Origin of the sequence: Stenotrophomonas sp. PS02298 (assembly GCF_029959445.1) — a bacterium.
GTDB lineage: Bacteria > Pseudomonadota > Gammaproteobacteria > Xanthomonadales > Xanthomonadaceae > Stenotrophomonas.
The window spans coordinates 1-26,266 of sequence record NZ_JASCOR010000056.1 but is presented as its reverse complement, the minus strand read 5'-3'; the positions used below and the strand labels follow the sequence as shown (position 1 = coordinate 26,266).

Sequence of the window (26,266 nt, the reverse complement as noted above, 5' to 3'; positions counted from 1 at the left end):
GGCCTGAACCGGGGTTCAGGCCCGGCGGGTCAGGGCAGGGGGTGGGTTGACCCGAGCTCGGTCTGCCCGGTAAAATCCCGCTCCTGTCCGCCCTCGATGGCGGGCAAGGCGACCACAATAACTACAGAGGAAGTCTGGTCATGTATGCAGTTCTGGTAACTGGCGGTAAGCAGTACCGCGTCGTTCAGGGTGAAACCCTGCGCGTGGAAAAACTCGAAGTCGAAGCTGGCAACGAGATCAAGTTTGACAACATCCTGATGCTCGGCGATGCCGACGGCATCAAGCTGGGTGACGCGCTGAAGGGCGCTTCGGTGACCGCCAAGGTTGTGGCCCACGGCCGCGCCGACAAGGTCCGGATCATCAAGTTCCGTCGCCGCAAGCACCACATGAAGCGTCAGGGTCACCGTCAGTACTACACCGAAATCGAAATCACCGGCATCGCCGGCTAATTGCTAAGGAGAATCCGTCATGGCACATAAAAAGGGCGTAGGTTCCTCGCGCAACGGTCGCGATTCCAACCCGAAATACCTCGGCGTCAAGATCTTCGGTGGCCAGGCCATCGAAGCTGGCAACATCATCGTGCGTCAGCGCGGCACCCAGTTCCACCCGGGTGCAGGCGTCGGCCTGGGCCGTGACCACACGCTGTTCGCGCTGGTCGATGGCAAGGTTGAGTTCACGGTGAAGGGTGCCAACAAGCGCCGTACCGTCAGCGTTGTCACGGAAGCTTAATTCCGTACGCGCAAGCCGCCCATACTCCGGTGTGGGCTGCTGACGAGAGCCCCGCTTCGGCGGGGTTTTTCGTTGGAACCCCGACATTCCGGGGTGCAGGGCCGATAATGGGCTGTACCTGCTTCTGCTGTTCCCCCAATCCCCATTTCCCAATCCCGGCGTTAAATTCATGAAACTTGTAGACGAAGCGGAGATCGAAGTCATCGCTGGCAAAGGCGGCAATGGCTGTATCGGCTTTCGCCGCGAAAAGTTCATTCCGCTCGGTGGTCCGGATGGTGGCGATGGCGGCAATGGCGGCAGCGTCTGGATCCGTGCCGACGAAAACCTGAACACCTTGGTCGACTTCCGCCATGACCGCATCTTCAGGGCGCAGCGTGGCGAGAACGGCATGGGCCGCCAGGCCTATGGCAAGGGTGGCGAAGACCTGGTCATCACCGTGCCGGTCGGCACCGTGGTGATGAACGTCGACACCGACGAAGTCATTGGTGACATGACCACGCACGGCGATCGCCTGCTGGTGGCCAAGGGTGGCAAGGGTGGCCTGGGCAACATGCACTTCAAGAGCTCCACCAACCGCGCGCCGCGTCAGGCGCTGCCGGGTGAAGAGGGCGAAGAGCGCCTGCTCAAGCTGGAGCTGAAGCTGCTGGCCGACGTTGGCCTGTTGGGCTTCCCCAATGCGGGCAAGAGCACCTTGATCCGCGCCGTCTCGGCGGCAACGCCGAAGGTCGCTGATTACCCGTTCACCACCTTGTACCCGAACCTGGGTGTGGTGAAGGTAGAGAATTACCGCAGCTTCGTGATCGCCGATATTCCGGGCCTGATCGAAGGTGCGGCTGATGGTGCCGGCCTGGGTGCGCAGTTCCTGCGCCATCTGCAGCGCACCCGTCTGTTGCTGCACCTCGTCGACATCTCGCCGATGGAAGGTGGGGTTGAGGGCATTTCCCCGGTTGAGCAGGTGCGTGCGATCGAGCGCGAGCTGGGCAAGCATGACCCGGAGCTGCTGGAGAAGCCGCGTTGGCTGGTGCTGAACAAGGCCGACCTGATGTTCGAGGATGAGGCCAAGGCAGCGGCTGAGCAGATCATCAAGGAGCTGGGTTGGACCGGCCCGTGGTATCTGGTGTCGGCACTGGGTCGTGAAGGTACCTGGCCGATCATGAAGGACATCATGGCGTTCTTCGATCAGCAGAAGATTCTGGAAGCTGAAGAGCGTCACGCCGCGGGCGAGTAAGTTTTTTGCTGGTGGTTGATGCATGAGGAAAACCCGGCGAAAGCCGGGTTTTCTGTTTTTGGTTTTTGGTTTTTGGTTTTTGGTTTTTGGTTTTTGGCTTTTGGTTTTTGGCTTTTGGTTTTTGGCTGTGGCCTTAGCCTTAGCCTTAGCCTTAGCCTTGGCCTTGGCCTTGGCTTTGGCTTTGGCTTTGGCTTTGGCCTTGGCCTTGGCTTTGGCCTTGGCCTTGGCTTTGGCTATGGCTTTGGCTTTGGCTTTGGCTTTGGCTATGGCTATGGCTATGGTCTTGGCTTTGGCTGTGACTTGCGCTTGAAGCCCCTCTCCCGCCTGCGGGAGAGGGGTTGGGGTGAGGGCAGGCTTTTGCTTGAAAAGCCAAGGCCAAGTCCAGATCAAAGGCCCCCTCATCCGCCCTTCGGGCACCTTCTCCCGCAAGCGGGAGAAGGGAGTTGTTCAGGCATTTCTGGGGAGGCCCAAAGCCAAGGACAAAGCCAAAGCCAAAGCCAAAGCCAAGGCTGGGTAGGGGGTATCTGCCTCGCTTCCCCCGAAAATCGCCCAACAAAAAACCCGGCACAGGGCCGGGTTTTTCATGCCGGGAGTCTTGCGACTCCTGGTGATCGCGCGGATCAGGCAGCCTTGATGGCCTTGATGCGAGCGGTCAGACGGCTCTTATGACGCGCAGCCTTGTTCTTGTGAATCAGGCCACGGGCGCTGAAACGGTCGAGGATCGGCTGGGCGACGGCAAAGGCTGCCTCGGCGCCAGCGGCGTCGTTGGCATCCAGAGCCTTGATCACCTTCTTGACGGCGGTGCGCAGCATCGAACGCTGAGCCGTGTTGCGCGCGTTGCGCACAACGGTCTGCTTGGCGCGCTTCTTGGCGGACTTGATATTGGCCACAGTGGTGGTTTCCTGAAAATCGGTGTGGTGGGAACAGCAAGCATGCAAGTATGATGGCTGACTGAAAGAACGTCAAGTCAAGTTGTCAAGAGGAAGATGCATGAGCGGTCGTTTGCTCAAATCCACTGCCGTATTCAGTTCCATGACGTTCCTGTCACGTATCAGCGGATTGATCCGCGACCAAGTTTACGCCCATGTGTTCGGTGCCAGCGCGGCAATGGACGCTTTCGTGGTCGCGTTCAGGATTCCCAACTTCATGCGCCGCCTTTCCGCCGAGGGCTCATTCTCTATGGCGTTCGTGCCGGTACTGGCCGAATACAAGGCAAAGGGTGACCACGCTGCCGTGAAGGCGCTGGTGGACCGGGTGACGGGTGTGTTGACGGGGGCGCTGTTGTTGATGACGGCGGCCGCCATCCTGCTGGCGCCCTGGCTGATGCGGGTGTTCGCGCCGGGGTTTGCGCCAGGCAGCGAGCAGGCCGAACTGGCCACGCTGATGCTGCAGATCACCTTCCCCTATGCCCTGTTCATCTCGCTGGCGTCGCTGGTGGGTGGGGTGCTCAACAGCTACCAGAAGTTCGCCATACCCGCGCTCTCACCGATCCTGCTCAATATTTCCATGATCGCTGCGGCACTGTGTCTGGTCCCGCACATGAAGGCCTGGGGCTATGAGCCGGTGCTGGCCTTGGCCTGGGGCGTGTTCGTGGCGGGTATCCTGCAGCTCGCCTTCCAGTTGCCGTCGCTGGCAAAACTGGGGCTGTTGCCGCGGCCCAGGTTCGATCTGGCCCATGCCGGCGTACGCAAGATCATGAGGCTGATGGTGCCGACGTTGTTCGGCTCGTCGGTGGCCCAGGTCAACCTGTTGTTCAATACGCTGGCGGCCTCGATGCTGATGGGCGGCAGCGTGACCTGGCTGTACTACAGCGACCGCCTGCTGGAATTTCCGCTGGGCATGTTCGGTGTCGCCATTGGTACGGTGATCCTGCCGCATCTGTCCAGTCGCCACGCCAGCTCGGATCCGGAAGGCTATTCCAAGGGCCTGGATTGGGGCTTCCGGCTGTGTCTGTTGATCGGCGTACCCGCATGTATCGGTCTGGTGCTGTGTGCGCAGCCCTTGCTGGCAACCCTGTTCCAGTACGGACACTTCTCCGAGCGGGACATGCGCATGAGCAGTCTGAGCCTGATGGCGCAGTCGCTGGCCGTGCCTGCGTTCCTGCTGGTCAAGGTGCTGGCACCGGCCTTCTACTCGCGCCAGGACACGCGCACGCCGGTGAAGGCGGCGGTGGCCTCGATCATCATCAATATCGTCTGTACGGTACTGCTGTTTGTCGCAATGTTCTCCTTCAGCCCCATGGGACAGGCTGCACTTGTCGCCGCCGATGGTCAGTGGCTGCCTGCGCTCAAGAAGGTGGAAGGTGCGCACGCGTTGCTGGCGCTGTCGATTGCCGTTGCCGGCTGGGCCAACGCCTTGCAGCTGTGGTGGTACCTCCGCCGGGCGCAGGTGTACCAGTCGCAGGCTGGCTGGGGGCGGTTCCTCCTGCAGTTGGTGGTGGCCAGCGTATTGATGCTGGTGGCAGTGGTGGCGCTGCGGCTGTTCTGGTCGGATTGGACGGGCTGGGCCTGGTGGGAACGTGGCTGGCGTCTGGCAGTACTGGTTGGCACCGGTGGCGCGGTCTATGCCGCCGGCCTGCTGCTGATGGGCTACCGGCCGCGCGAGCTGCGTGGCCAGTAAGCCGACAGCATGGCCGGCCCCGTTATACTTCAGGGCTACACACGACAGAACCGGCCCGTATGGGCCGGATCCGGATGGAATGAGCAGGCTTTTTAGAGACGTCGAAGGCGGGGTGTTGTTCCCGCAGGGAAGCGTGGTCTGCATTGGTGCCTTCGATGGCCTGCACCTGGGCCATCGGGCGCTGGTGCGCCACGCGGTTGCCCGTGCCCGCGCCTTGGGTGTGCCGGCCGTAGCCTTGGGCTTCGAGCCGCTGCCGCGTGAGTTCTTTGCCAAAGACAACCCGCCGCCGCGGCTGATGCTGGCGCGTGACAAGGTCGCCACGCTGCGTGAGCTGGGGGTCGACAGCGTCGGCCTGCTGCGCTTTGACGCAAAGATGGCGGCGATCACCGCCGAGGATTTCGTCCGCGACATGCTGGTGCGCCGGCTCGGTGCGCGTGAAGTCTGGATCGGTCCCAAGTTCCATTTCGGCAATCGCCGTGGCGGCGATATCGCGCTGCTGCAGGCGATGGGCGCCGAGCTGGGTTTTGCTGCCGGCGAGATCGAGCCGGTACACCTGAACGGTGAGCGCATTTCCAGCACCCGTATCCGCGAGCTGATCGTGGCTGGCGAGTTCGCCCATGCCGGCGAGTTGCTGGGCCGTCCGTATTCGATTGGCGGGCGGGTCGTGCGCGGGCGCCAGCTCGGGCGCACCCTGGGCTTTCCCACGGCCAACTTGCGTTTCCCGAAAACACCCGCACTTTCTGGTATCTACGCTACGTGGGTGCACGGCGTGTTCGAGCAGCCATGGCCGTCGGTGTCGAGCTTCGGCACGCGCCCCACGGTTGAAGGTGTGGAGCCGCTGCTTGAGGCACATCTGTTCGACTTCAATGGCGACCTGTACGGCCGTCACATCGAAGTGGAGTTCGTGGCCAAGCTGCGGGATGAAGAGAAGTTCAACGGTCTGCCGGCGTTGACCGAGCAGATGCACCGCGACGCAGAACAGGCGCGTCGCATCCTCAACGAACACAGATTGCGAGCTACCGCGTGAGCCAGGATTACAAAGCCACCCTCCATCTGCCAGCAACGGAATTCCCGATGCGTGGCGACCTGCCCAAGCGTGAGCCGGGCATCCTGGCACGTTGGGAAGAGCAGGGTATTTACGCGCAGCTTCGCGAGAATGCGAAGGGCCGCCCGCTGTTCGTGCTGCACGACGGCCCGCCGTATGCCAATGGCCAGATCCACCTGGGCCACGCGGTCAACAAGATCCTCAAGGACATCATCGTCAAGTCGCGCTACCTCGACGGCTTCGATGCGCCCTACGTGCCGGGCTGGGATTGCCACGGCCTGCCGATCGAAATCGCGGTCGAGAAGAAGTGGGGCAAGGTTGGCGTCAAGCTTGATGCCGAGCAGTTCCGGCAGAAGTGCCGTGAGTACGCCGAAGAGCAGATCAACTTGCAGCGCGCAGATTTCAAGCGCCTGGGTGTGATCGGTGATTGGGAAAACCCGTACAAGACGCTGAGCTTCGGCTTCGAGGCCAATGAAATCCGTGCGCTGGCCAAGATCGTCGCCAATGGCCACCTGGTGCGTGGTGCCAAGCCGGTGCACTGGTGCTTCGACTGCGGCTCGGCGCTGGCTGAAGCGGAAATCGAATACCAGGACAAGACCTCGCCGGCCATCGACGTGGCGTATGCCGCGCGTGATTCCAAGGCGCTGGCCGCCAGCTTCGGTGTCGATCTGCCGGCCGGTGTGGAAGTGGCGGTGCCGATCTGGACCACCACGCCGTGGACGCTGCCGGCATCGCTGGCGGTGTCGCTGGGTGCGGATATCGAATACGCGCTGGTTGAAGGCCCCGCCCACAACGGCCAGCCGCGCTGGCTGGTGCTGGCGTCGGCCTTGGCCGAGCGCTCGCTGGGCCGCTACGGCGTTGCCGAGGTGGTCGTGCATGGTCACGCCAAGGGTTCGGCGCTGGAGAACCAGCTGCTGTCTCACCCGTTCTATGCCAACCGCGACATCCCGCTGCTCAATGGCGAGCACGTGTCCGATGCCGACGGTACCGGTGCAGTGCATACCGCGCCTGGCCACGGCCAGGAAGACTTCGCGGTCAGCCAGCAGTACGGGCTGATGGACAAGTACAACGCTGGCCAGATCAATCCGGTCGATGGCCGTGGCGTCTACCTGTCGTCGACGCCGCCGGCTGGTACGGTTGAACTGGCTGGCCAGCACCTGTGGAAGGCACAGCCGCTGATCGTCGATGTGCTGCGCGAGAGCGGTGCACTGCTGGCGTTCATCGAGATCCAGCACAGCTACCCGCATTGCTGGCGCCACAAGACACCGGTGGTGTTCCGCGCCACCCCGCAGTGGTTCATCTCGATGGACAAGGCCAACCTGCGCGACGACGCGATGGCTGCCATCGACAACGTGGGCTGGTTCCCGAGCTGGGGCAAGGCGCGTATCAGCAGCATGGTCGATGGCCGCCCCGACTGGTGCATCAGCCGCCAGCGGACCTGGGGCGTGCCGATTGCCTTGTTCACCCACCGCGAAACCGGCGAGCCGCATCCGCGCAGCGTCGAGTTGATGCAGCAGGTGGCCGATCGCGTGGAGCAGGGCGGCATCGACGTCTGGTATTCGCTGGACGCCACCGAACTGCTCGGCGATGAAGCCGCCCAGTACGAAAAGGTCACCGACATCCTCGATGTCTGGTTCGACTCCGGCGTGACCCACGAAGGCGTGCTGCTGGCACGTGGCTATGGCAAGCCGGCCGACCTGTACCTGGAAGGCTCCGACCAGCACCGCGGCTGGTTCCAGTCCTCGCTGCTGACCGGCGTGGCCATCGACAAGCACGCGCCGTACAAGCAGTGCCTGACCCATGGTTTCACCGTGGACGAGCACGGCCGCAAGATGTCCAAGTCGTTGGGCAACGGCATCGAGCCGCAGGAAATCATGCGCACGCTGGGTGCTGACATCCTGCGTTTGTGGATTGCTTCTGCCGATTACAGCAACGAGATGTCGCTGTCGCAGGAAATCCTCAAGCGCAACGCCGACGCTTACCGCCGCCTGCGTAACACCGCGCGCTTCCTGCTCGGCAACCTGGATGGTTTCGATCCGGCCCAGCACCTGGTGGCGCTGCCGGACATGGTTGCCCTGGACAGCTGGATCGTGCATCGCGCGTTCGAGCTGCAGGAGAAGATCAAGGCTGCCTACGCCAACTACAACATGGCCGAGATCGTGCAGCTGCTGCTGAATTTCTGCAGTGTCGACCTGGGTTCGTTGTACCTGGACGTGACCAAGGACCGCCTGTACACGATGCAGGCAGATTCGCGTGGCCGTCGTTCGGCGCAGACGGCGATGTTCCACATCGCCGAAGCATTCGTGCGTTGGGTTGCGCCGATCCTGACCTTCACTGCCGAAGAGCTGTGGGGCTATCTGCCGGGCAAGCGCGTCGACAATGTGCTGTTCTCCACCTGGTATGAGGGCCTGGCGCCGTTGCCGGCGGATGCACAGCTGACCGCTGCCGATTTCGATCAGCTGCTGGCGCTGCGCGAGCAGGTCTCCAAGGTGCTGGAGCCGATGCGTGCCAATGGTGCCATCGGTGCGGCGCTGGAAGCCGAGATCACCGTTGCTGCCAACGAAGAGCAGGCCGCACGCTGGCAGCCGCTGGCCGAAGAGCTGCGCTTCCTGTTCATCAGTGGCGATGTCAGCGTGCGCCCGGCCACCACCGACGAGGTGTTTGTCAGCGCGCAGCCGACCGACAAGGCCAAGTGCGTGCGTTGCTGGCACTACCGCGCCGATGTCGGCTCGGTCGAGGCGCATCCGGAGCTGTGCGGCCGCTGCGTCAGCAATATCGACGGCGCTGGCGAAAACCGTCGCTGGTTCTAAGCAAGGCGTCAAGCGAAGCGGGTGAGATGCCTCTCATCCGCTTCATCGCAGTCAACTACAGGCGTATTACATGCAAGCAAAGGCTGTTAAACCCAACGCGTTGATCTACCTGCTGGTGTCCGTGGCCGTGATCGGCCTGGACCAGTGGAGCAAGGCCTGGGTGCTGTCCAGCCTGCCTGAGTTCACCCCGGTGCCGGTGATCGATGGTTTCTGGAACTGGTACCGCACCTACAACACCGGCGCAGCATTCAGCTTCCTCAGTGATGCTGGTGGCTGGCAGCTGTGGTTCTTCACCTTCCTGGCCATCGCGATCAGTGGCCTGATGGCGTTCTGGCTGTCGCGCACGTCGCGCGCCAACTGGCGCAGTGCGCTGCCGTATGCGCTGGTGATCGGTGGTGCCATCGGCAACGTCATCGACCGCCAGATTCATGGCCACGTGGTTGATTTCATCCAGTGGTATGTCGGGGACCATTACTGGCCGTCGTTCAACATCGCCGACGCAGCGATCGTGGGTGGCGCCATCGGCATCGCCTTGATGGGCCTGCTTGATGGCAAGGCCGAGAAAAAAGCCGGATGATGCCGGCATCTGTTCCCGCATTAGCGACCGTCAGCGGTCGGAGTCGTTGAAGATGGACGTATTGCTCGCCAATCCCCGTGGTTTCTGTGCCGGTGTAGACCGCGCCATCGAGATCGTCAAACGCGCCATCGAAACCCTGGGCGCGCCGATCTATGTGCGCCACGAAGTGGTGCATAACCGTTTCGTGGTCGATGACCTGAAGGCACGCGGCGCCATCTTCGTTGAAGAACTCGACGAAGTGCCGGACGGCAATACCGTCATCTTCAGTGCGCATGGTGTATCGCAGGCAGTGCGCGTTGAAGCTGACCGTCGTGGCCTGAAGGTATTTGATGCCACCTGTCCGCTGGTGACCAAGGTGCATCTGGAAGTGGCGCGCCACTGCCGTGCTGGCCGCGATGTGGTGCTGATCGGCCACGAAGGCCATCCCGAAGTGGAAGGCACGATGGGTCAGTGGAACCGCGAGAACGGCAAGGGCAACATCTACCTGGTCGAGAGCGTGGAAGACGTGGAAGCGCTGCAGGTCTCGCAGCCGGAAAATTTCGCGTTCACCACCCAGACCACCTTGTCGGTGGATGACACCCGTGCAGTGATCGAAGCGCTGCGCAAGCATTTCCCGATGGTGCAGGGGCCGAAGAACGACGACATCTGTTATGCCACGCAGAACCGCCAGGATGCGGTGCGTGACCTTGCCACCCAGTGTGATCTGGTGCTGGTGGTCGGTTCGCCGAACAGCTCCAACTCCAACCGGCTCAGCGAACTTGCACGTCGTGAGGGCGTGGAGTCGTACCTGATTGATGGGGCGGACGAGATCGACCCGCAGTGGGTGGTTGGCAAGCAGCACATCGGCTTGACCGCTGGCGCATCGGCACCGCAGGTGCTGGTGGATGGCGTGATTGCACGGCTGCGCGAGCTCGGCGCTGGCAGTGTCCGTGAAACCGGCGGCGAGCCGGAGACCATGGTGTTTGCGTTGCCCAAGGAGCTGCGTCTGCGCCTGGTGGACTGAGTTTTCGCCTGGTATCGCAGCTGATGAAGCCGGCCGTATGGTCGGCTTCACTCGTTCAGCTCTGGCCCGACGCTGCGGTGCTGGTGATGTTGAACAGGTTGCCTGCTCGCTTCGAGATGAACTCGATGAAGACGCGCACGCGCAGTGCCTGTGCGGACATCGGTGGCCACACGAGGAAGATGCCGAGGGGCGCGACAGCGTCACTACGGAGCACTTCCTGAAGTCGGCCAGTGGCGATTTCCTCCCGCACCACGAAATCCGGTAGTTGCACGATGCATAGTCCGGCCACGGCTGCTTCTGCCAACGCGTCGGCATCGTTGAGGTGGCAGTCCGGGGCGGGGATCGGAGGCCTGGAGATGGTGTGGTTCTGGAACCTCCACGGTTCCAGCCGCTGACTGCCACGGTGGCGGTAGTGAAGGCAGCAGTGGCTGCCCAGGTCGGCGATCGAGGTCGGCGTACCGTTCTCGGCAAGATAGCGCGGCGAGGCGCAGGTGATCAGTGCATACGATCCCACGCGCCGCGCCTGCAGGCTGGAATCCTCAAGCTCGCCCGCCCATAACGCCAGATCAAAACCTTCTTCGATGATATCGGGTCGAGGAACATCGAAGCTGAGGGAAACGTTGACCTCCGGGTAGAGCGCGTGGAAGTCGTGCAATGCGGGCACCAGGAACTTGCGGCCCAGAATGGGAATGGCGGTGATTCGCAAGCGGCCGCGTGGCGTGCCCTGGCGCGTGTTCAACTCCCGCTCTGCCTCCTGTAGATCCTTCAATACCTTGTCGACGTAGTGGTACAGCACCTCGCCTTCGCCGGTGAGGGCCAGTGAACGGGTAGTGCGGTTCAGCAGGCGCGTGCCCAGGCGAGACTCGAGTCGTTCCACCGCCTTTCCCACTGCCGAAGCGGATAGGCCCAGTTGCCGGCCTGCAGCCGAGAAGCCTCCCGTCCGCACGGCAGATGCGAACGCTATCAAGCCATTCAATGATTCCAGCGATGAGAGGACTGAGGACATTTGTTCCTGAGTGTCACGATGCGTGCATGGATTCCGCCAGCGCCGGGATAGGTCGAGGATGGCCACCGTGGTCCCGGTACCGCCAGTGCTTGCATCAACGTTCGCAGGTTACGGGTGATGGCAGGAAGGATGGGTTGCGAGGAGGTATTCGCCATGGTTACTCGGCAAAAATACGCTGGTACAGGCGTACAAGTGCATGGTGACAGTGCGCATGCGGTGGCGACTTCGGGTCACTCGTACTACGACGTGGTGGTTGTCGGTGGCGGCTCGGCTGGCGCGGTGATGGCGAGCCGGCTCAGCGAGGATCCATTCCGGCGCGTGCTGTTGATCGAAGCTGGGCAGGCTTATGCGCCGGATGCCTATCCTGATGCGGTGCGGCTGCAGCACATCATCGGTGGCGATTCCGCACACGACTGGGGCTATTCGGCCGAACCCAACATCTATGGCGCGACGATGCCGGTGCCGCGCGGCAAGGTGCTGGGCGGTTGTTCGGCGGTGAATGCGGGTGTGGCGATGCGCGCACCCGCGGGTGACTTCGAGCGTTGGACCGCCGCCGGTCTTGAACATTGGACTGCACAGGAGGTGTTGCCGTTCTTCCAGCGCAGCGAACGTACCGTGCACGGTGACGATGCCATGCATGGGCGAGGTGGGCCGTGGCCTATCCACTACCTGCAGGATGACGAAGTCTCGGACATGCAGCGCGCCTTCGCGGCATCCGCCGTGCAGGCCGGATTTGCCAAGGTGACCGACTTCAACGGCGAGCAACCGTTCGGTGTTGGTCCTTACCCGATGAACAACCGGATGGGGCAGCGGCTCAATACCGGCATGACCTATCTATCCCTGGATGTACGGATGCGCCCCAATCTGTGCATCCGCAGCCAGACCCTGGTGGACCGGGTAGCGTTTGATGGTCGCCGCGCGGCGGCGGTGGTGTTGGCCGATGGTCAGCGCATTGAAGCCGGCAGCATCGTCCTGAGTGCGGGCACCTATGGCACCGCAGCGGTGTTGCTGCGCTCGGGCATAGGTCCGGCGAAGGATCTGCTGGATCTGGATATCGATGTGGTCGCCAATCTGCCTGTCGGCCAACGATTGCAGGAGCACCCGTTCTTCTACACAACCTGGGCGGCGCGCCCGGACCGGCTCGGCCTGCCGCTGCCACCAGTGGGCGCGATCCTGTGGGCGCGGTCATCCAGGGCGGCTGCCAATGTCGGGGACTTCCACGTCTCGGCAGTGCATTACGGTGATCCGCAGGCATCGCCCACTGGCGCCATCTTCATGTTGGCCTTGGCGCTGACCCGGCCACGCTCGCTGGGTAGGGTGGCGCTGCGCTCGCGTGCTGCCGACGCGGCGCCGATCATCGCGCTCAACCTGCTGGCAGACGCGCAGGACCGGCAGTTGATGGTGGAGGGCATCGAATTGATCCGGCGCATTGCCCGGCAGGGACCGCTGGCGTCGATGATTGCCGAGGAAATGGTGCCTGGCGCGCTGTCGAGCTCGTACGAGGAGTTGGAAGCTGCGTTACCGGCGGCCCTGGATATCTATCACCATCCCACCTCCACCGCGCCGATGGGCGGTGCCTGCGATGTACATGCGGTACTCGATTACCAAGGGCGTGTGCGCGGCATTGATGGTCTGCGCGTTGCCGACGCCTCGGCGTTCCCGGATGTGCCCTGCGTGGCAACCAACCCAACGGTGATCATGTTGGCTGAGCGTATCAGCCAATGGATGCGGGATGCGAACGGCTGATGTGGCGCACCGAACTCGCACCGCGTTTGAAGCGTACCGCGCTGGTCTGGCTGGCAGTCTATCCGACCGTGCTGACGGTATTGAGTGTGCTCGGCCCGTATTTAAGGCAGTGGCCGTTGCCGCTGCGGGTGCTGGGGTCGACGCTGGTCATCGTGCCGATCGTGGTCAACATCAGCGCGCCATTGGTGGAGGCTCTGGTATCCGAGTTGCGTCGCTACTGGCTGCGTCACCGGCAGCGGTCTGCGGGTCATGAGTAGTCAACGTCTGGAGGTTCCATGAACGGTGCAACCAGGTCCCCGGAGCATTTGCGGCGCGCGGCCAACTGGATCAACGGCATTCCGCGCTTTGATGGTGTGCTCAAGGATTCGATCAACCCTGCTACCTATGAGGTGATCGGCAGCTACCCGGATAATGGCCGTGCGGCGGCGATGGCTGCGGTGTCTGCCGCATCGCAGGCGTTCCAGCAGACGATGTGGGCTCATGACCATGAGCTGCGTGCGCGGGTGCTGGAGCAGCTGGCGCAGGCGTTTGAGCGCAATCGCTCCCGGTTGGCGGAGATCCTGTCGTTGGAGAATGGCAAGATCGCTGCCGAGGCTGCGTTCGAACTGGACATGGTGCCGAGCAAGCTGCGCTATTCGGCAGCGACGGCGATGCTGGAAGCAGGCCGTGCCCTGCGGCCCAAACCGGGGCGGCTGTCGATGGTCCTGCGCCAACCAATGGGAGTGGCCGCGGTGATCGCGCCCTGGAATTCACCGGTAGTGCTGACCATCCGTTCGTTGGCGCCGGCACTGGCGGCTGGTTGTACCGTGGTGATCAAGTTGCCGTCGCAGGTGGCGCAGACCGCCAGCACCATGGCCAGGATCATGGCCGAGGCCGAATCACTACCACGCGGTGTGATCAACCTGTTTTTCGAAAGCGGCCCGGAAGGTTCCAGCTACCTGGTGGATGCACCTCAGGTGCCGGTGGTCAGCTTCACCGGTTCCACACGCACCGGCCGTGCCATCAGCAGCAGCGGCGCGAAACATCTCAAGCGTTTCGGCATGGAGCTGGGTGGCAAGACACCGATGATCCTGTTCGAGGATGCTGATCTGGGCCAGGTGCTGCCGGTGATTGAAAAAGCACTGACGGTATTCAGTGGCCAGTTCTGCATGACGGGGTCACGGCTGCTGGTGCACGACCGCATCTATGACGCAGTGCGCGATGGCATGGGCGCGCGCCTGCACATGGTCAAGGTCGGGCCTGCGGCCGACCCAAGCAGTGACATGGGGCCATTGATCGACCGCGCCAATGTGCAGCGGGTTGAAGCGGTGGTGCAAGAGGCGATCAGTTACGGTGCGGTGGTGGTTGAACGCGGTGGGCCCATCACCAGCGGCCCGCTGCGCAAGGGCGCGTTCTTCCGTCCGGCCCTGCTGGAAGTATTCGACAACGCGCTGGACATCATCCAGCAGGAAACCTTCGGTCCAGTGCTCACCATTCAACGCTTCAGCGATGAGGCGCAGGCGATTCGCCTGGCCAACGACAGCGAGTATGGATTGGCGGCCAGTGTATGGACGCGCGATGTTGATCGCGCGCTGCGCGTGGCTGAAGCGCTTGATGCGGGCTCGGTGTGGATCAACGACTGGGCGCGGGTGTTTGACGGCACGGAGGAGGGTGGTTTCAAGCAGTCAGGGCTCGGGCGGCTCAATGGATTGGCCGCCTTGGAGGATTTTCTGGAATACAAACACATCGCGCTGCGCCCAGGCTTGGGCGAGCGCTGACCAGCGCCGCATCTTCGCGAGCTGCTGTTTGCTGCCACGGTGGTGCGGTGGGAGGACACGGCGATGGCGACAGACATGTCGCAGGCGTTGTTTGCTGCCCTGCAGGCCGGGGCAAAGATAGCGGCCGGTGGCCGGGTGAATCACGCGCGTGGCCTGCTGGTGGAAGGCCACTTCCGGGCCACCGCAACGGCACCGCAGTTCTGCATGGCGGCGGTATTCGGCGGCGAGGACCTGCGTGTCCTGGCGCGGTTCTCAAGCTCCGGGGCAAATCCACATATCGACCAGCGCAGCCCTGCGGGCGAACCGCGCGGACTCGCGCTGCGGATCGGCAACAAGGCGGCGATGGTGCTGGTTGGTCATTCGCTTGAAGGCTTTCCGGCCAGTGACCCCGAAGCGTTTCTCGCTTTCTTGAATGCCGTGAATCAGCGCGAGCGCGTGCCAGCGATGCTGGTCGCACAGATGGCCGGTTGCCCGGCTGTCGCGCACTTCGAGGAATTGCGTGCGGGCGCAATGACCAGCAGCTTCAGTGCTTTGGATTACCACATGCTGCACGCCTACCGGCTGATCGCCCCGGACGGACATGCGCGCATCGGTCGCCTCAGCGTGCGCGCGACCAAACCTTACGTCGCTCGCGCGCCGCCGGACGGTCCGGATTACCTGGACAAGCGCCTGCGCGGGGAACTGTCCAAAGGCAGCGTCGTCTTCGCCCTGCTGTTCACCCCGGTGCCCGAAGGCGAGGACCCGGCCGACATCACCCGCAGCTGGGACCCGGCTACACCATCGTTCGCGCTGGGCCATATCTGGCTGGAGCGGCGGCTGCCGCAGCAGGCCAGCCAGCGCAGAACCGTGTTCGACCCGGCGCTGCTGCCGGCGGGGATAGGCTTTGCCGGCGACCCGATGTTGCATGCGCGGTTGCAGGCGTATCGGTTGGCTGCGGCGCGGCGGTTGGGGCGGTAGGCGTCACGACTTCTTAGTGCCTGCAGTTTTCAATCGCTAAACCCCGCTTGGTGCTCGACTTTTCCTTCAAGGAATTTGCACTAATAGGTTTGGCATGCTTGGCTGCGTATGCGTGCTCCCTATTCAGGAGAGTAGGCGTGGACTTTCAAGTGACATCGTCGGGATGCAATTGGATCTGCGAAACGGCTTCCGGCGGTCTGATCTACGTGCAGAACATGCAGTTGGATCGGTTCGTCGTTACACTTGGTTCATGCTCAAGTTCCCTGTGTCGAACGGAAATGTAGCGTTCTCTGACCGGATTTTGGCGTTGTCGATTTCTGTGGCGCTGCATGCACTGTTGTTTGGGTGGATTTTTTTCGTCCCCCCCTTGATGGGAAACGGAGACTCGGGATCGTTAGGTAAAGGAGTGGGATCTGCACGGACCAGTACGAATTTTCTTGCGGGGGATGAGTTTCGTCAGCGAATCGAAAGAGTGACTTCGCCTGTTGAGCCCTTGGCGAAGGTTGCTGTAGATGTGGTGTCGGAAAATGCTCTGCAGGAGCATACAGTTGATGCGATTGACGAGGTCGAGCCTGTTGAAATAGGAAGTTCTGCATTGGCAGAAGAGTCGGCCGTAGCGGGATTGGAAGTGTCGCAGATGCCTTCAGCTGATACCCCCTCCAGTCAGAATGGGGCAGGCCTTGGTGGAGGACAGCAGGAAGGGCTGCGCGCCGCTTATTTGGCCGCGTTACGTGACGCTATCTCAAAGCAATGGCCGCACGAGGGTTCGAGGAAGAACTGCCGTTTGACGCTGTTTCAATCTCCAGGTGGAGCGGTGAAAAGCGCGGTTTCTGCTGAGTGTGACTTGGATTTGAATGCGCGACGAGCGTTGGAGAGGGCTGCTCTGATGGCACAGCCGATGCCCTATGTGGGTTACGAGTCTGTTTATCGAGATTCGATCGATGTTGATTTTTAACAGTCGTGGCTGAGCGGCAACTGGTCCGATGCGCTGCGAGCGATCGGTCTACGTTTTTTCTAGATTTCTTATGATGGCGAAGGATTTTTCTACGATCAGTTCGATTGAATAGCATCGGGAACCTTGCTGGCGCCCTCAAACTTGCGAGCAGGCAACATCAAGTTAGCGTCCTACTCTCAAGATACTTCAAAACTGATATCTTGCCTTTGATCCAAAAATAAGCCAAATCAATGGTCCAAGCAGTATCCGAAGAAAATCTGCCCACATTGCTTTCCACTTCTTTCCCGTCAACCTGGCCACGCGAGAATAACCGAAAAATCCTGCAAAACGCCCGCGAAGTGCGGCTAGATAGTAGAAGTCAAGTGCCTTTAGGAAATCTTCGTCACCATTGATTTCATAATATCTTGCATATCCAAGTAGTAGTTCTGGACTTTTGCCGTAAGTGCTTGCGGCATTCAGACTTCGAAGGCAATCTTGATATTGTCCTGACAATAATTGCGTGCGGGCGACATTTAAAAAAGTTATCTCGCTGGGTTCTATTGCTGCGGCCTTCCTATATGCTTTAGTTGCTAATGAAAAATCAGGGGGGACGCCCCTCCCCCCCTCCTCATAAATTGCCCCCATGGACATATACCCATCAAGGCGATCAGATTCATTTGAGGATCGCACAAGGCTCTCCGCGATGACCAGCGCTTCTTTTGCCATGCCCTTGGTCAAAAGTGCGATTGCCTTGCTGTAGGTATATTCATTGTCGATTTTCATGGGAATGCGTCTTGCTCTCTCCGCTGACGGCTTTCTCTAATAGCCCCCTCTCTCAACTCTTGCAACCTTTTTTGTTGATCCAGTCGCTGACCAGGTGGCCTAGTTCCATTGCATACGCCAATCGCGATGCACGTATAATATACCGTCTCTCTAAGATTCTTCGATTTAATGGCTGAAGCTGTGACTGCCACGGCCGTCTCGCTGACTACAGGCGTCGCGCTTCCCGCTAGGGCCGCGGCAGGGGGGGAGGCCGTCACAATCATGGCAGGTAATGTAACTGTTCTTGTAAGCTCGCCAGCCTGCACCGCTTGCGGTACAGACATGTCTCGGCGCAATCCAGCGAAAGTTGTCAATTGAAAGAAGCTTGGGCCAGATTCCGACGAAGGCCTAGTAGCGGTCACCGTGATTTTATCCATATTCTGCACGGGTGGTGGAGGCGGCTTTAGCTCGTCCTTCGAAGCTCTGCCATCAGGATCAGTGAATCGATATGGATTATTGTTCGCGTACCAGTAGCGATTAAATGCGTCAACGGGGTCGCTATAGGCAGTCACTGGATCAACAGACAGAAATCTGCCGATTTGCGGATCATAGTAACGCTGCTCCATGTAGGTTAGTGATGTGGCGGAATCCGACACGTGGCCGGTAAAGCCTGGGGCATCCATCGGAACTTGACCCAGGCTTTGGCCATAGGGGTCGAATGCACTCTGCTCGACCAAACTTCCTGCGGAATCAGTAATAGCGATAGGTGAACCGAGGGCATCGGTGTGGATGTACTGAACGGTGCTCTGAGCAAGGGCACTAATCGACAGTGCGCACCCGCACAGAACTGCCAAAGCAGTGCCCCACAGCTTGTGCTGTGCCCGACTTGGTCCAATATCGATTTTCATATCAACCCCCATTGGCGACCACCGGTGCGGACCATGCGGAACACGCCCCTGACCTGCAGGCCCTCACTACGAAACTGGCTCCTTGGGGAGATCCGGTGTAGTTCAGCTGTACAGACGTCGCGGTTCCAGAGTAGTTAACTCGGCCGGACACTTCGTAGGAAGTAGCGCCCGCGACAGGGTTCCAGCTAAGGAAGTAGCGTGCTTGCCAAGGAGGGGATGGGCTCACTACTACAAACCGCGCGGTCAATCCCGTTGGGACTGCAGGAGCGATGACAACCGACACGGTTGCGACAGCGCTGTAGCCACTGCAACCTCCTTGGTTGCAAGCCGCTACGCGGTAGGCGTAACTGCCATCCGCTTTGCCTGAAATAGCGAGCGCGGTTGCGGAAGAGTTCTGGATAGCCACCCATCCTCCGCCATTAGTGCTCTCTTCCAGAACGTAGTTGCTTGCGCGCTCCGCCCCATTCCAGGTAACCGTATAGGCCCCATTGGTGGATTGCCCCGGCGCGCTGAGCGCAACGGCCAGTGGTGGACGCACAACCAGCACGTTGGCCTGTGCGCTCTGGGGTCCACAGCCACCGTCGTTGCATGCGACGAGACGATAGGAGTGCGTGCCGTCGGCCTTGCCTGAGCGAAGCATCGCCGTGGAGGATGATGCTTGGATCTCACTCCAAGCGGTGCCGTTGCTGCTTTCGGAAAGACGATAGATTGTTGCCCCTCCGGTGGCGCTCCAACTGACGGTGAAGTTGCCATCGGAGGATATGCTTGGGGCGCTGATCGTAGGTGCTGAACTTGGCGGGCGAACGACGCGGACAACAGCTGTCGCACTTGCACCACCACAGCCACTGCTGTTGCAGGCGGTGACGCGATAAGCATAGCTGCCATCTGGCCGTTGCGCGAAAGAGATGGAATTGGCAGCGGCATTGTGAACCAGTGCCCAAGCGGCGCCCCCCGCACTTTCTTCGAGGCGATACGTTGTGGCGCTGGAAACGGCTGACCAACTGACACCGTAGCTGCCGTTCGTCGATAGTGCCGGCGCGGAAAGGGTAGAGATTCCGCTGGGGATGCGCAGGGTTTGTACGGTCGCGGTGGCGCTGGTCACGCCGCAACCCGCAGCGTTGCACGCACGTACACGGTACGCATAGCTGCCATCCGGTCTGCCACTGAATGATCGCGAAGTCACCGCGCTGGACTGAACTTCACTCCACGCACCGCCATTCGTGCTCTCTTCCAATCGGTACGCTGTTGCTGCCGCTATCGGGTTCCAGCTCACAGTGTAGTCGCCGTTGATAGAGAGGCTTGGGGCGCTTATCACCGGGCCAGATGCGGGAGCAGACAGTACCGCGACGCTGGCGACTGTGCTCCAGTTGCCACAAGGAGTGTTGCGACAAGCGCGGGCGCGGTATGAATAGGTTCCGCCACTCTTATTGCTCAGACTGCTGGATAAAGCCGGGCCTGAGTAGATGTTCGACCACGCACCACCGCCTGTCTGTTCCTGTAGTTCGTAACGATTGGCTGACGCTACGCTTGTCCAGCTAACAACGTAGCTTCCGTTGCTGCTTTGAGAGGGCACGGTGATGCCGGGTGGGAGTGGGGCCGTCGAGGTAGCGACCAGTGCGATCAGGCTGCTATTCAGATAGATATATTCCAAGCTGCTTGCGTTGCGCTCGTTGTCCCGCCTGCGCAGCACACCATCGCGGCTGTACATTGAAACGATCGTGCCTGTACCGGCCTGCTGCAGCAGGCGGCGACCCCAGCCATCGTAGCGGTAGCTTTCAGCGCCACTGGCATCGCGCAGACGATTTCCAAAATCGAACAGGTATGCCTGTCCGTTTCTGTTGGCAAGATTGCCCTGTGCGTCGTACGACATGCCAATTACGGTTCCCGCACCGCTGTTGAGTACGTTGGTCAGGCGATTGCTGGCGTCGTACCAATAAGTATGGTCCTTGATGCCTGGCAGGGTAGAGGACCGTAGGTTGTCCAGTGCGTCATAGCTGTATGACTGTTCTCCATTGCCACCAAATGCTGGTGAAACTGCCTTGATCAGTCGGTCTCGACCATCGTAGGTCAACGTGCGCGAGCGTGAGGCTGCTAATCCATCAGTTATTTGTGTAACGTTGGCATTGGCGTCATAGCTGTAACTGTTGTCTAGCACTGAGCCATCCACGACTCTCACTGGCAACTGCCGTCCATTCTGCTGCATGGAATGGATGATGCCGTTGCCATAGGTGAAGCTGCTTACGCCGCCATTTGGGTGGTAAGACACGCCAATGGCATAAGTGCCAACGCGAGTGGGCTGGCCGAGTGCGTTGGGGGCGTAATCAACAAACAAACCGCTGGGGTACCGAACTCCTGCGACTGCGGCGTTGGCGTCATAGCTGTAGCCCATGGATAGCGTCGGAAGACCTATCTGTTCAATGGACTCCCCGGTCAGTAGTCGACGCTTGTTGTACACATACGTGTTGGTCACTTCCGCAGCAGTGCTGCCATTTTGAGTGACGATTCTGCTGACCTTTCCGTCAGCGGTGTATGTCCAGCCTTGATTTCCTTTGCCGTCGGGAAACGCGATTGTGCGCAAGCGATTTCGATTGTCATAGGTGCGGTCGATTCGGCGTGCCGCGACCACTGCGGAGACCCCTTCACCTTCGCAACCCGTTGCCGCGGGTAGTCCTGCGGCGCTCCAACGCAAGTTGCCCGCTCCATCGTAACCCATCAGGGTCGCGTTGGTTTCAGGCTCGACGCTACGGCATAGCTCGTGGAAGCTGTTGTAGGTGTAGTTGCGCGCCACTTGAATGGAGCCATCTGTGTTTGCGCGAATGATGGAGCTCGGCTTGCCAAATGCATCGCGAGCGATAGTGGTTACTACACCCTCTGGTTCAGCGATACGAATCGGGCGGTTGTAGCTTGGCTCGTCAAAGACTTGGTGCCACGTCCGTGTTTCGCCGCCACGTGGATTGCGCAAGAGCGTGAGACTGCCGGCGGCATCACCGAGATAGCTCATCGTTGTGGTCAAGAGTCCTTGCTCGGAATCCTGAGACTGGGACACCTGTCGTCCAAGGGCATCGTAGGACGTCCATACACCTTTGTCGGGATTGCTGGTGCTGGTTGGGTAGGAGGCAAATACCTCGCGTCCATCGTGGTCGTATTCAAATCCACGGAAGCGCGCGGTTCCAGCGATATTCCCTGTGTCGTATTCGGCTATCAACAGCGGACGCCACATGGCGTCGTAATACGTATTTGTGGTGGATGCTCCAACGGTCGCTGTCTGGCGCCAGTGGCCTGCCGGGATGCCGTATTCAGCCGCTGCGATCTGGGCGAAGCTTTTGCTGATGGAGTTCCAAGCCACCGTGTCGTCGATCGGGTATTGCACGCCGGTCAGCCTTCCCATGTTGTCGTAGCTATAGGAGGTGGCGTAGCCATTCCGATCGGTGACCTGGGTGATCAATCCACGCAAATCGACGATAGCGCTGCTTGCCGTGCCATCGGCGTAAGCGATCGACTGCGGGATACCGAATTTCCACGCACTGTAGACAGTAGCGTTACCGTTACCATCCTTGGTCGAAGCCACGGTCCCGTCGAGGTTGTAGCTCAGCGACTGGGTCAATTTTCCGAATTGCCGCATTTGCAGTGGCAGCGCGGATACGGGGTCGAACGTGGTCTGCTCTGAGGTCACGCCGTTGGTTGTGACGCTTTCAACCTGACCGAGGATCCATCTGCCTTCGTTATCGTGATAGCTGATCGTCTCGATCAACGAGCCGCTCTGGGCATGGGCCGCTGGTATAGAAGGGACGATCGCTGTTAGAAGAGCTGCTATTGCGGACAAAAGCCTTTCAAACCGCACACCGCATGACTGACGCACCATGGAAGATCTCCGAACAACTGTTCCCTGTGTTCATCGCCGGCCGGGTGCCGACAATTCCGATCGCTACGAAGCCTATGGAGAACTCGACCTGACCACGCGGATGGGGCGTGCAAACGCGTCGAACTGCTCCACCTGCAGCGTGAAAGTCCGCCCGTCCTGCTGGATGACTCTTCTGGAGAGTGGCTTTGGCATCTCCTCTTCCTTCGAGCAGACCCAGCATGGGTCCGCTCCCGCCCGCGCATAGCTGCCACTCGAGGTGCGCTGGTACTGGTAGTCGGTGCGACTGACTACTCCGGTAGTACTGGCATGCTCCTCTCGTAGCTTCTTCCCCTCCAAATCGCCGAATTTTTGGCTGAAGGTATATTTGTCCCAGGCGCCGTTCTCACGGGTTACGGTGACATCACGCGTTTCTGGGCAGGGCGTGGTCTGGCAGGCGATGTGTTGACCGGTATCCAGGCTGGCTGCTAGAGGACTATAGCGGTAGTCCCAGGAAAGGGTAGATAGGCCTGGCCCGGAGATCACCTTACGGTCGACCGACAGGACCTGGAGGATATGCGATTCGACTGGAAAGAACGACGCAGCATACGGGCGGCAGGTATTGCGGGCTCCAGTACGACCATGAAGGCGATTGTTCAACGAGAATGTCCCGGTGGCACCTGCGGGGTGGGTGATGCTAAAAGTTGATCCTGGTCCTAGGCCGGGTACATAGTCGGCGCAGTTTCGCCATCCGTTTAGAGGGTTGCCGTAGACTGGGCCCATGTTGAAACTCCAGCTTGAGCCGTCGGGCAATACGGCAGCCTCCAGTTTTGGGCGCTGCCCCGTTACGTTTGCGTAGCGGTAAGACCAGGTTCTGCCTCCCGCATCCACGTCAATGCCGGCTGTGCCATTCCGTCGAAACACAATCGAGCGGCCATCACTCGCGGTCATGGATTGAACAAGGAAGGGTTTGTCGTTGAAGTAGGCGAATGTGACGGAATTTCCATGGCGATCTTCCATTCGGGAGGGAAGCGCTCTGTAGTTCAGCAGCTGCATCCTGCTGACGTATTGATATACATCAACTCCGTACCAAGACTCCATGGTGCCGGCGGAAGAGGACACAATCCGGTCGAACCAATAGCGAGTGCCGTCGGGGGAGTGAGCCATGAACCCTTCGCCGGGGTGGCCATTGGAAGTGGAGGGTAGACAAGAGAACATCCAGCGGCTTGCCGTGGACCAGTAGTAGGCGCGACCGTCGTTTGGTGCCTTCGTTTCTGGCGCTAGCACCATCATTCGGCTTGTTCCTTCTGCTGGCAGGTGCAGGGAGTTGCCGGACCAATAAAAATGCGGATCGAAAGCGAAACCAACGTTGGAGCCGCCGTCCGCCAGAACATACTCGGAAGGAGGGCTGGCCTTCATGATGTCGTTTCTTGGAACCGAGCAACGGGGGCCTGCCGTTGAGACCCAACCGCTTTTTCCGTATGTTCCGGCAATATACGGAATCTCCAAGTCCCAGTCCGCGAACTGGCTCAAGTCGAGGGTCTTGGCGCCTGGCGAGTAGCTTCGTGTGACGCGCATTGGCAGACTGTTGTTGCCAGGCAAATCGATGTCTGTTTGTACAAACCGCATTTCACCAGTGAACAGGTTGATCTGATCACCAAACATGGAATTGTCCAAAGGCTTGAACTCTCCCATTGTCGCCAGCTTGCTTTCGTAGGAAATGCCAAATTGGCTAGTTGTTCGAGGTGGCCCTGCTTGTGCAGATACGGTTCCTGAGAACACGCCCGTGACGCCGATGGCCATTGCCAGCGCGATACCAAAATTGCCTGTTCTCACAATTTTCTCCGTCGTCAGTACTGCGTCCTTGGAAGCAACGGCTTCCTCCGTCAACCGCTATGGATGACGGGGGTGCAACGTCAGCTTATAGCGCCGTGCGCGTTTTTTGCGAGGCCGCGGTCGATTGCGAGCTGCAGGTGCGAAAAACGTACTGTGTGTCTTTTTCGAAAGAAGCAGGAGTGACGGAAAAGCGCTTGGCGCGGTGTCCTTGAACTTAAATTCTTTACGCACCGGCTTCCCCTGCTTGCTGTACTCCCATGCATGCGACCGACTTGGTCGAGGTTATAGGCACGGAATACTAAGTTCAATGACGCGGTGCCGCATGGTTCAGTCGCTTAAATGGTTGTCTTGGATGATTCGCAAAATGCGAGACATAGATAGTCGGGCATGTCATTTTTATGTCCGGTTGCGTGGCTCCATAAATGCATGGAAGTCCAGCTTGACGCCCTGATGGGACATTGCAAGTCTTGTTGTGGACGCATAAAATGCTGGGGCGTGGCCGGAAACATTGCTGGCAGCTGCCCCCTCGCCGGTTTTCATATTGCGGATTTCGTCGCTTCTCTTGCATGGGGTTTTGCAGGATTGGAGTTGAGAAACTTCATTGGCTACGCCAGTGTTTGGGGCGTTAATTGAATCTGAGCTCTTTCAGCCGCGCGTCAGTGAGCTGAGCTCCTGTCGTGGAGGTTCTCCTGATTGGATTGCTCCAGGTCGTTGGCGCGTCTGCGGCTTCAGCACTTGATTCAGTGCACTCCGATATGGTTGAAGCGTGGTTCGACGATATTGGGTCATTGTGCAGGACCTGCGGCAGGCGGTGTGGTGATGTGCGGTTTGATCTGGCACGGGAACCTCTTTCCTGCGAGGTTGCCTACCGCTTCGTTCCCTTCCGCGTTCTTTGCGGAGAGAGTTGGTGGATTGACCTTTCCGCAGGCCTTCATCTACAATTCGCGCCTTCGCCGGAATAGCTCAGTTGGTAGAGCGGCGCATTCGTAATCGCGACGCGGTAGTCGCGGTGACGGCGGCAGATGGCTTAAGATTCATGGCCTTAGGGCCGCCAGCGGTCCGATGGCAAGGCAGCACGGACACGGTTTGAACAAGTTTCAGGTTTCCGCCGGAATAGCTCAGTTGGTAGAGCGCGTCATTCGTAATGATGAGGTCGTAGGTTCGATTCCTATTTCCGGCACCACTTGATGTGAAAAGGCCACCCAGTCGGGTGGCCTTTTTGCTTCACAGCGATGGTTGGATATTCGCCGCGGCCATTGCCGCAGCTATACGCAGCTTCACTGGGTCCAAGTAGCACTCGAACTCCGTCGCGCATGCCCGCTCGAACTCCTCACGGGCGCGCCTCACCGGCTCCGTCGCCTGCAACATGCTGGCGCCGCGCAGCTCTCCTTCGGCCAGCCGCTTGGCGTACTCCATCATCGTCAGCATGAGCCACTCCTTGCCGAACAGTTCGCGCAGGTCGAGGTAGGCGTCGAGCGACTCGAAAGGGAGACCGTAGCCGAGGGCGAAGTCAGTATGGTTCGAGGTGGCCTCGCTGTCGTAGGACTCGAACAGACGGTCGTTGCCGACCAGATCGTCAACTGCCTCGAGCAAGAGGTCTGCGTCGAAGTGTTCGCGGCCGCCGTGCTCCCGCATCGCCGTGTCGGCGGCGATCGCGCGGACGCCCGATGCGTGCTCCAACTCCAGGCCGACCAGCTCGATCTGGTACAGGTGGGAGTTCATGACATTCTCGTAGACGCGCTTGGTGATGTTGTTGGCGTTTGCCATGGTGTCTTTCTCCTAGATGTTGGTTTCGGTGGTGCAGGCAGCCTTGGCGAACTGCGAAGACTTGAACGTTGCGTAGCGCAGTCGCGCGCTCTCCCACGAACTCCTTGCCATCGCTTCGGCCTTTTCACGCTCGATCCCCTCGAAGATCTGTAGGTAGTCCACGAGCGAGGCCAGCGGCCATTCGTCGGCGCCGTAGGCGTGGGCCAGCCTGATGTAGTGGTCGTACCATTCGATCTCGCTTCGGTCCTCTAGGCCGTGCACCGCTGTCGCATGGTCCAGATCGCTCCACACCGCGCTGCCTAGGTTGTCGGCGAACTCGCGCTCCCCTGGCTCGTAGTCATCTAGGCTCTCGCCCAGCGTCTGCCACGCGGACACGACACGCTCGGGCGAACCCTTCCAGTCCAGCAGGTCGAACATCACGGCGAACAGCATCGGGCGGACTAGTTCGTGGACAACCGCAACCTTCGTGGTGTCCGTCTCGTTGGTACTCATGTTTACTGCTCCTTGATTCGTGAGGTGATGGGAGCCGGGCGTCCCCGGCTGACCCGATGTCATCGCGATGGGATGCAGTATCGGAAGGCCGTCAATGGCAGTAACCCATGATTTGTTGAAACTGTCGTTTGCCCAGCAAATCTCGGGAATAATGATTGACATCGCAGGGTGGCTACTGACAGGTCATCGGGGGCATGGCATATCTGCGCTGGGGCACGTTCACAGAGGGGGAGCCTATGAAGTGGTTCGGGG

Annotated in this window: 22 protein-coding genes and 1 tRNA gene; 15 read left to right on the top strand and 8 right to left on the bottom strand. The window is 60.2% G+C overall.

The features are described 5' to 3' along the window. The first annotated feature begins 140 nt into the window (after nt 1-140). From rplU to QMX78_RS10380, 4 genes are all read left to right on the top strand, one after another. Nucleotides 141-449 carry a 50S ribosomal protein L21 gene (gene rplU / locus QMX78_RS10395; RefSeq protein WP_282269142.1) on the top strand — a complete coding sequence of 103 codons (309 nt, stop codon included), beginning with the start codon at nt 141-143 and terminating at the stop codon, nt 447-449. A 19-nt stretch (nt 450-468) separates the two neighbouring features. Beyond that, nucleotides 469-729 carry a 50S ribosomal protein L27 gene (gene rpmA, locus QMX78_RS10390; RefSeq protein WP_282269141.1) on the top strand — a complete coding sequence of 87 codons (261 nt, stop codon included), beginning with the start codon at nt 469-471 and terminating at the stop codon, nt 727-729. A gap of 169 nt (nt 730-898) precedes the next feature. After that, nucleotides 899-1,957 carry a GTPase ObgE gene (gene obgE / locus QMX78_RS10385; RefSeq protein ID WP_282269139.1) on the top strand — a complete coding sequence of 353 codons (1,059 nt, stop codon included), beginning with the start codon at nt 899-901 and terminating at the stop codon, nt 1,955-1,957. Between the two features lie 22 nt (nt 1,958-1,979). After that, on the top strand, nt 1,980-2,267 hold the full coding sequence (locus QMX78_RS10380; protein WP_282269137.1) for a hypothetical protein: 288 nt from the start codon (nt 1,980-1,982) through the stop codon (nt 2,265-2,267). Nucleotides 2,268-2,577: 310 nt separating this feature from the next. Here the strand turns inward: QMX78_RS10380 and rpsT are convergent, their stop codons facing one another. Beyond that, entirely contained in the window at nt 2,578-2,847 is a 270-nt protein-coding gene (gene rpsT, locus QMX78_RS10375) for a 30S ribosomal protein S20 (protein WP_057629708.1), read from the bottom strand. Nucleotides 2,848-2,947: 100 nt separating this feature from the next. Here rpsT and murJ point away from each other — a divergent pair, with 100 nt between their 5' ends. The 5 genes from murJ (at nt 2,948) to ispH (ending at nt 10,011) form a co-directional block, all read left to right on the top strand. Continuing rightward, complete coding sequence (gene murJ / locus QMX78_RS10370) at nt 2,948-4,576, top strand: murein biosynthesis integral membrane protein MurJ (RefSeq protein WP_282269129.1); 1,629 nt, start codon at nt 2,948-2,950, stop codon at nt 4,574-4,576. 79 nt (nt 4,577-4,655) lie between these two features. Then, entirely contained in the window at nt 4,656-5,603 is a 948-nt protein-coding gene (locus tag QMX78_RS10365; protein ID WP_282269127.1) for a bifunctional riboflavin kinase/FAD synthetase, read from the top strand. Next, nucleotides 5,600-8,431 (top strand): isoleucine--tRNA ligase, encoded by a 2,832-nt coding sequence (gene ileS, locus QMX78_RS10360; protein WP_282269125.1) that lies wholly within the window; start codon nt 5,600-5,602, stop codon nt 8,429-8,431. The genes QMX78_RS10365 and ileS overlap by 4 nt, the downstream gene beginning before the upstream one ends. 70 nt (nt 8,432-8,501) lie before the next feature. Beyond that, on the top strand, nt 8,502-9,008 hold the full coding sequence (gene lspA, locus QMX78_RS10355; protein WP_282269123.1) for a signal peptidase II: 507 nt from the start codon (nt 8,502-8,504) through the stop codon (nt 9,006-9,008). A 52-nt stretch (nt 9,009-9,060) separates the two neighbouring features. After that, nucleotides 9,061-10,011, top strand: coding sequence for a 4-hydroxy-3-methylbut-2-enyl diphosphate reductase (ispH, locus tag QMX78_RS10350; protein WP_282269121.1), 951 nt, complete (start codon nt 9,061-9,063; stop codon nt 10,009-10,011). 55 nt (nt 10,012-10,066) lie between these two features. Here ispH and QMX78_RS10345 read toward each other — a convergent pair whose 3' ends face one another. Then, a complete protein-coding gene (locus QMX78_RS10345; protein WP_282269119.1) occupies nt 10,067-11,017 on the bottom strand; it encodes a LysR family transcriptional regulator in 951 nt (316 codons plus the stop codon). Between the two features lie 153 nt (nt 11,018-11,170). Here QMX78_RS10345 and QMX78_RS10340 point away from each other — a divergent pair, with 153 nt between their 5' ends. From QMX78_RS10340 to QMX78_RS10320, 5 genes are all read left to right on the top strand, one after another. Continuing rightward, nucleotides 11,171-12,763 (top strand): GMC family oxidoreductase N-terminal domain-containing protein, encoded by a 1,593-nt coding sequence (locus QMX78_RS10340; RefSeq protein WP_282269117.1) that lies wholly within the window; start codon nt 11,171-11,173, stop codon nt 12,761-12,763. Continuing rightward, complete coding sequence (locus tag QMX78_RS10335) at nt 12,763-13,020, top strand: hypothetical protein (protein ID WP_282269115.1); 258 nt, start codon at nt 12,763-12,765, stop codon at nt 13,018-13,020. Before QMX78_RS10340 ends, QMX78_RS10335 begins: the two co-directional genes overlap by 1 nt. Nucleotides 13,021-13,038: 18 nt before the next feature. Continuing rightward, a complete protein-coding gene (locus tag QMX78_RS10330) occupies nt 13,039-14,520 on the top strand; it encodes an aldehyde dehydrogenase family protein (protein ID WP_282269113.1) in 1,482 nt (493 codons plus the stop codon). 63 nt (nt 14,521-14,583) lie between these two features. Beyond that, complete coding sequence (locus QMX78_RS10325; RefSeq protein WP_282269111.1) at nt 14,584-15,477, top strand: catalase; 894 nt, start codon at nt 14,584-14,586, stop codon at nt 15,475-15,477. A 250-nt stretch (nt 15,478-15,727) separates the two neighbouring features. Then, nucleotides 15,728-16,432, top strand: coding sequence for a hypothetical protein (locus QMX78_RS10320; protein ID WP_282269109.1), 705 nt, complete (start codon nt 15,728-15,730; stop codon nt 16,430-16,432). 186 nt (nt 16,433-16,618) lie between these two features. Here the strand turns inward: QMX78_RS10320 and QMX78_RS10315 are convergent, their stop codons facing one another. The 4 genes from QMX78_RS10315 to QMX78_RS10300 all read right to left on the bottom strand — a co-directional run bounded on the left by QMX78_RS10315 (nt 16,619) and on the right by QMX78_RS10300 (nt 23,809). Then, a complete protein-coding gene (locus tag QMX78_RS10315; protein WP_282269108.1) occupies nt 16,619-17,194 on the bottom strand; it encodes a hypothetical protein in 576 nt (191 codons plus the stop codon). Then, nucleotides 17,191-18,081: an RHS repeat-associated core domain-containing protein gene (locus QMX78_RS10310; RefSeq protein WP_282269107.1), complete on the bottom strand. Its 891-nt coding sequence runs from the start codon at nt 18,079-18,081 to the stop codon at nt 17,191-17,193. Before QMX78_RS10310 ends, QMX78_RS10315 begins: the two co-directional genes overlap by 4 nt. 1 nt (nt 18,082) lies before the next feature. Beyond that, nucleotides 18,083-21,832, bottom strand: coding sequence for a wall-associated protein (locus QMX78_RS10305; RefSeq protein ID WP_282269106.1), 3,750 nt, complete (start codon nt 21,830-21,832; stop codon nt 18,083-18,085). A gap of 183 nt (nt 21,833-22,015) precedes the next feature. Further along, nucleotides 22,016-23,809, bottom strand: a complete 1,794-nt coding sequence (locus QMX78_RS10300) for a hypothetical protein (RefSeq protein ID WP_282269104.1) — start codon at nt 23,807-23,809, stop codon at nt 22,016-22,018. Nucleotides 23,810-24,862: 1,053 nt separating this feature from the next. Between QMX78_RS10300 and QMX78_RS10295 the strand changes: the two genes are divergently transcribed. Continuing rightward, nucleotides 24,863-24,938: transfer RNA gene (locus tag QMX78_RS10295), tRNA-Thr, on the top strand. 41 nt (nt 24,939-24,979) lie between these two features. Here the strand turns inward: QMX78_RS10295 and QMX78_RS10290 are convergent. Together QMX78_RS10290 and QMX78_RS10285 are read right to left on the bottom strand one after the other, a co-directional pair. Beyond that, complete coding sequence (locus tag QMX78_RS10290; RefSeq protein ID WP_282269102.1) at nt 24,980-25,522, bottom strand: hypothetical protein; 543 nt, start codon at nt 25,520-25,522, stop codon at nt 24,980-24,982. Nucleotides 25,523-25,534: 12 nt separating this feature from the next. Then, nucleotides 25,535-26,014, bottom strand: coding sequence for a hypothetical protein (locus QMX78_RS10285; RefSeq protein ID WP_282269100.1), 480 nt, complete (start codon nt 26,012-26,014; stop codon nt 25,535-25,537). Nucleotides 26,015-26,266: the final 252 nt, after the last annotated feature.

Bases quoted from the DNA above. Each gene is read 5' to 3' on its own strand.
- rplU (WP_282269142.1), top strand. From the start codon at position 141: ATGTATGCAGTTCTGGTAACTGGCGGTAAGCAGTACCGCGTCGTTCAG.
- rpmA (WP_282269141.1), top strand. From the start codon at position 469: ATGGCACATAAAAAGGGCGTAGGTTCCTCGCGCAACGGTCGCGATTCC.
- obgE (WP_282269139.1), top strand. From the start codon at position 899: ATGAAACTTGTAGACGAAGCGGAGATCGAAGTCATCGCTGGCAAAGGC.
- QMX78_RS10380 (WP_282269137.1), top strand. From the start codon at position 1,980: ATGAGGAAAACCCGGCGAAAGCCGGGTTTTCTGTTTTTGGTTTTTGGT.
- murJ (WP_282269129.1), top strand. From the start codon at position 2,948: ATGAGCGGTCGTTTGCTCAAATCCACTGCCGTATTCAGTTCCATGACG.
- QMX78_RS10365 (WP_282269127.1), top strand. From the start codon at position 4,656: ATGAGCAGGCTTTTTAGAGACGTCGAAGGCGGGGTGTTGTTCCCGCAG.
- lspA (WP_282269123.1), top strand. From the start codon at position 8,502: ATGCAAGCAAAGGCTGTTAAACCCAACGCGTTGATCTACCTGCTGGTG.
- ispH (WP_282269121.1), top strand. From the start codon at position 9,061: ATGGACGTATTGCTCGCCAATCCCCGTGGTTTCTGTGCCGGTGTAGAC.
- QMX78_RS10345 (WP_282269119.1), bottom strand. From the start codon at position 11,017: ATGTCCTCAGTCCTCTCATCGCTGGAATCATTGAATGGCTTGATAGCG.
- QMX78_RS10340 (WP_282269117.1), top strand. From the start codon at position 11,171: ATGGTTACTCGGCAAAAATACGCTGGTACAGGCGTACAAGTGCATGGT.
- QMX78_RS10335 (WP_282269115.1), top strand. From the start codon at position 12,763: ATGTGGCGCACCGAACTCGCACCGCGTTTGAAGCGTACCGCGCTGGTC.
- QMX78_RS10330 (WP_282269113.1), top strand. From the start codon at position 13,039: ATGAACGGTGCAACCAGGTCCCCGGAGCATTTGCGGCGCGCGGCCAAC.
- QMX78_RS10325 (WP_282269111.1), top strand. From the start codon at position 14,584: ATGGCGACAGACATGTCGCAGGCGTTGTTTGCTGCCCTGCAGGCCGGG.
- QMX78_RS10320 (WP_282269109.1), top strand. From the start codon at position 15,728: ATGCTCAAGTTCCCTGTGTCGAACGGAAATGTAGCGTTCTCTGACCGG.
- QMX78_RS10315 (WP_282269108.1), bottom strand. From the start codon at position 17,194: ATGAAAATCGACAATGAATATACCTACAGCAAGGCAATCGCACTTTTG.
- QMX78_RS10310 (WP_282269107.1), bottom strand. From the start codon at position 18,081: ATGAAAATCGATATTGGACCAAGTCGGGCACAGCACAAGCTGTGGGGC.
- QMX78_RS10290 (WP_282269102.1), bottom strand. From the start codon at position 25,522: ATGGCAAACGCCAACAACATCACCAAGCGCGTCTACGAGAATGTCATG.
- QMX78_RS10285 (WP_282269100.1), bottom strand. From the start codon at position 26,014: ATGAGTACCAACGAGACGGACACCACGAAGGTTGCGGTTGTCCACGAA.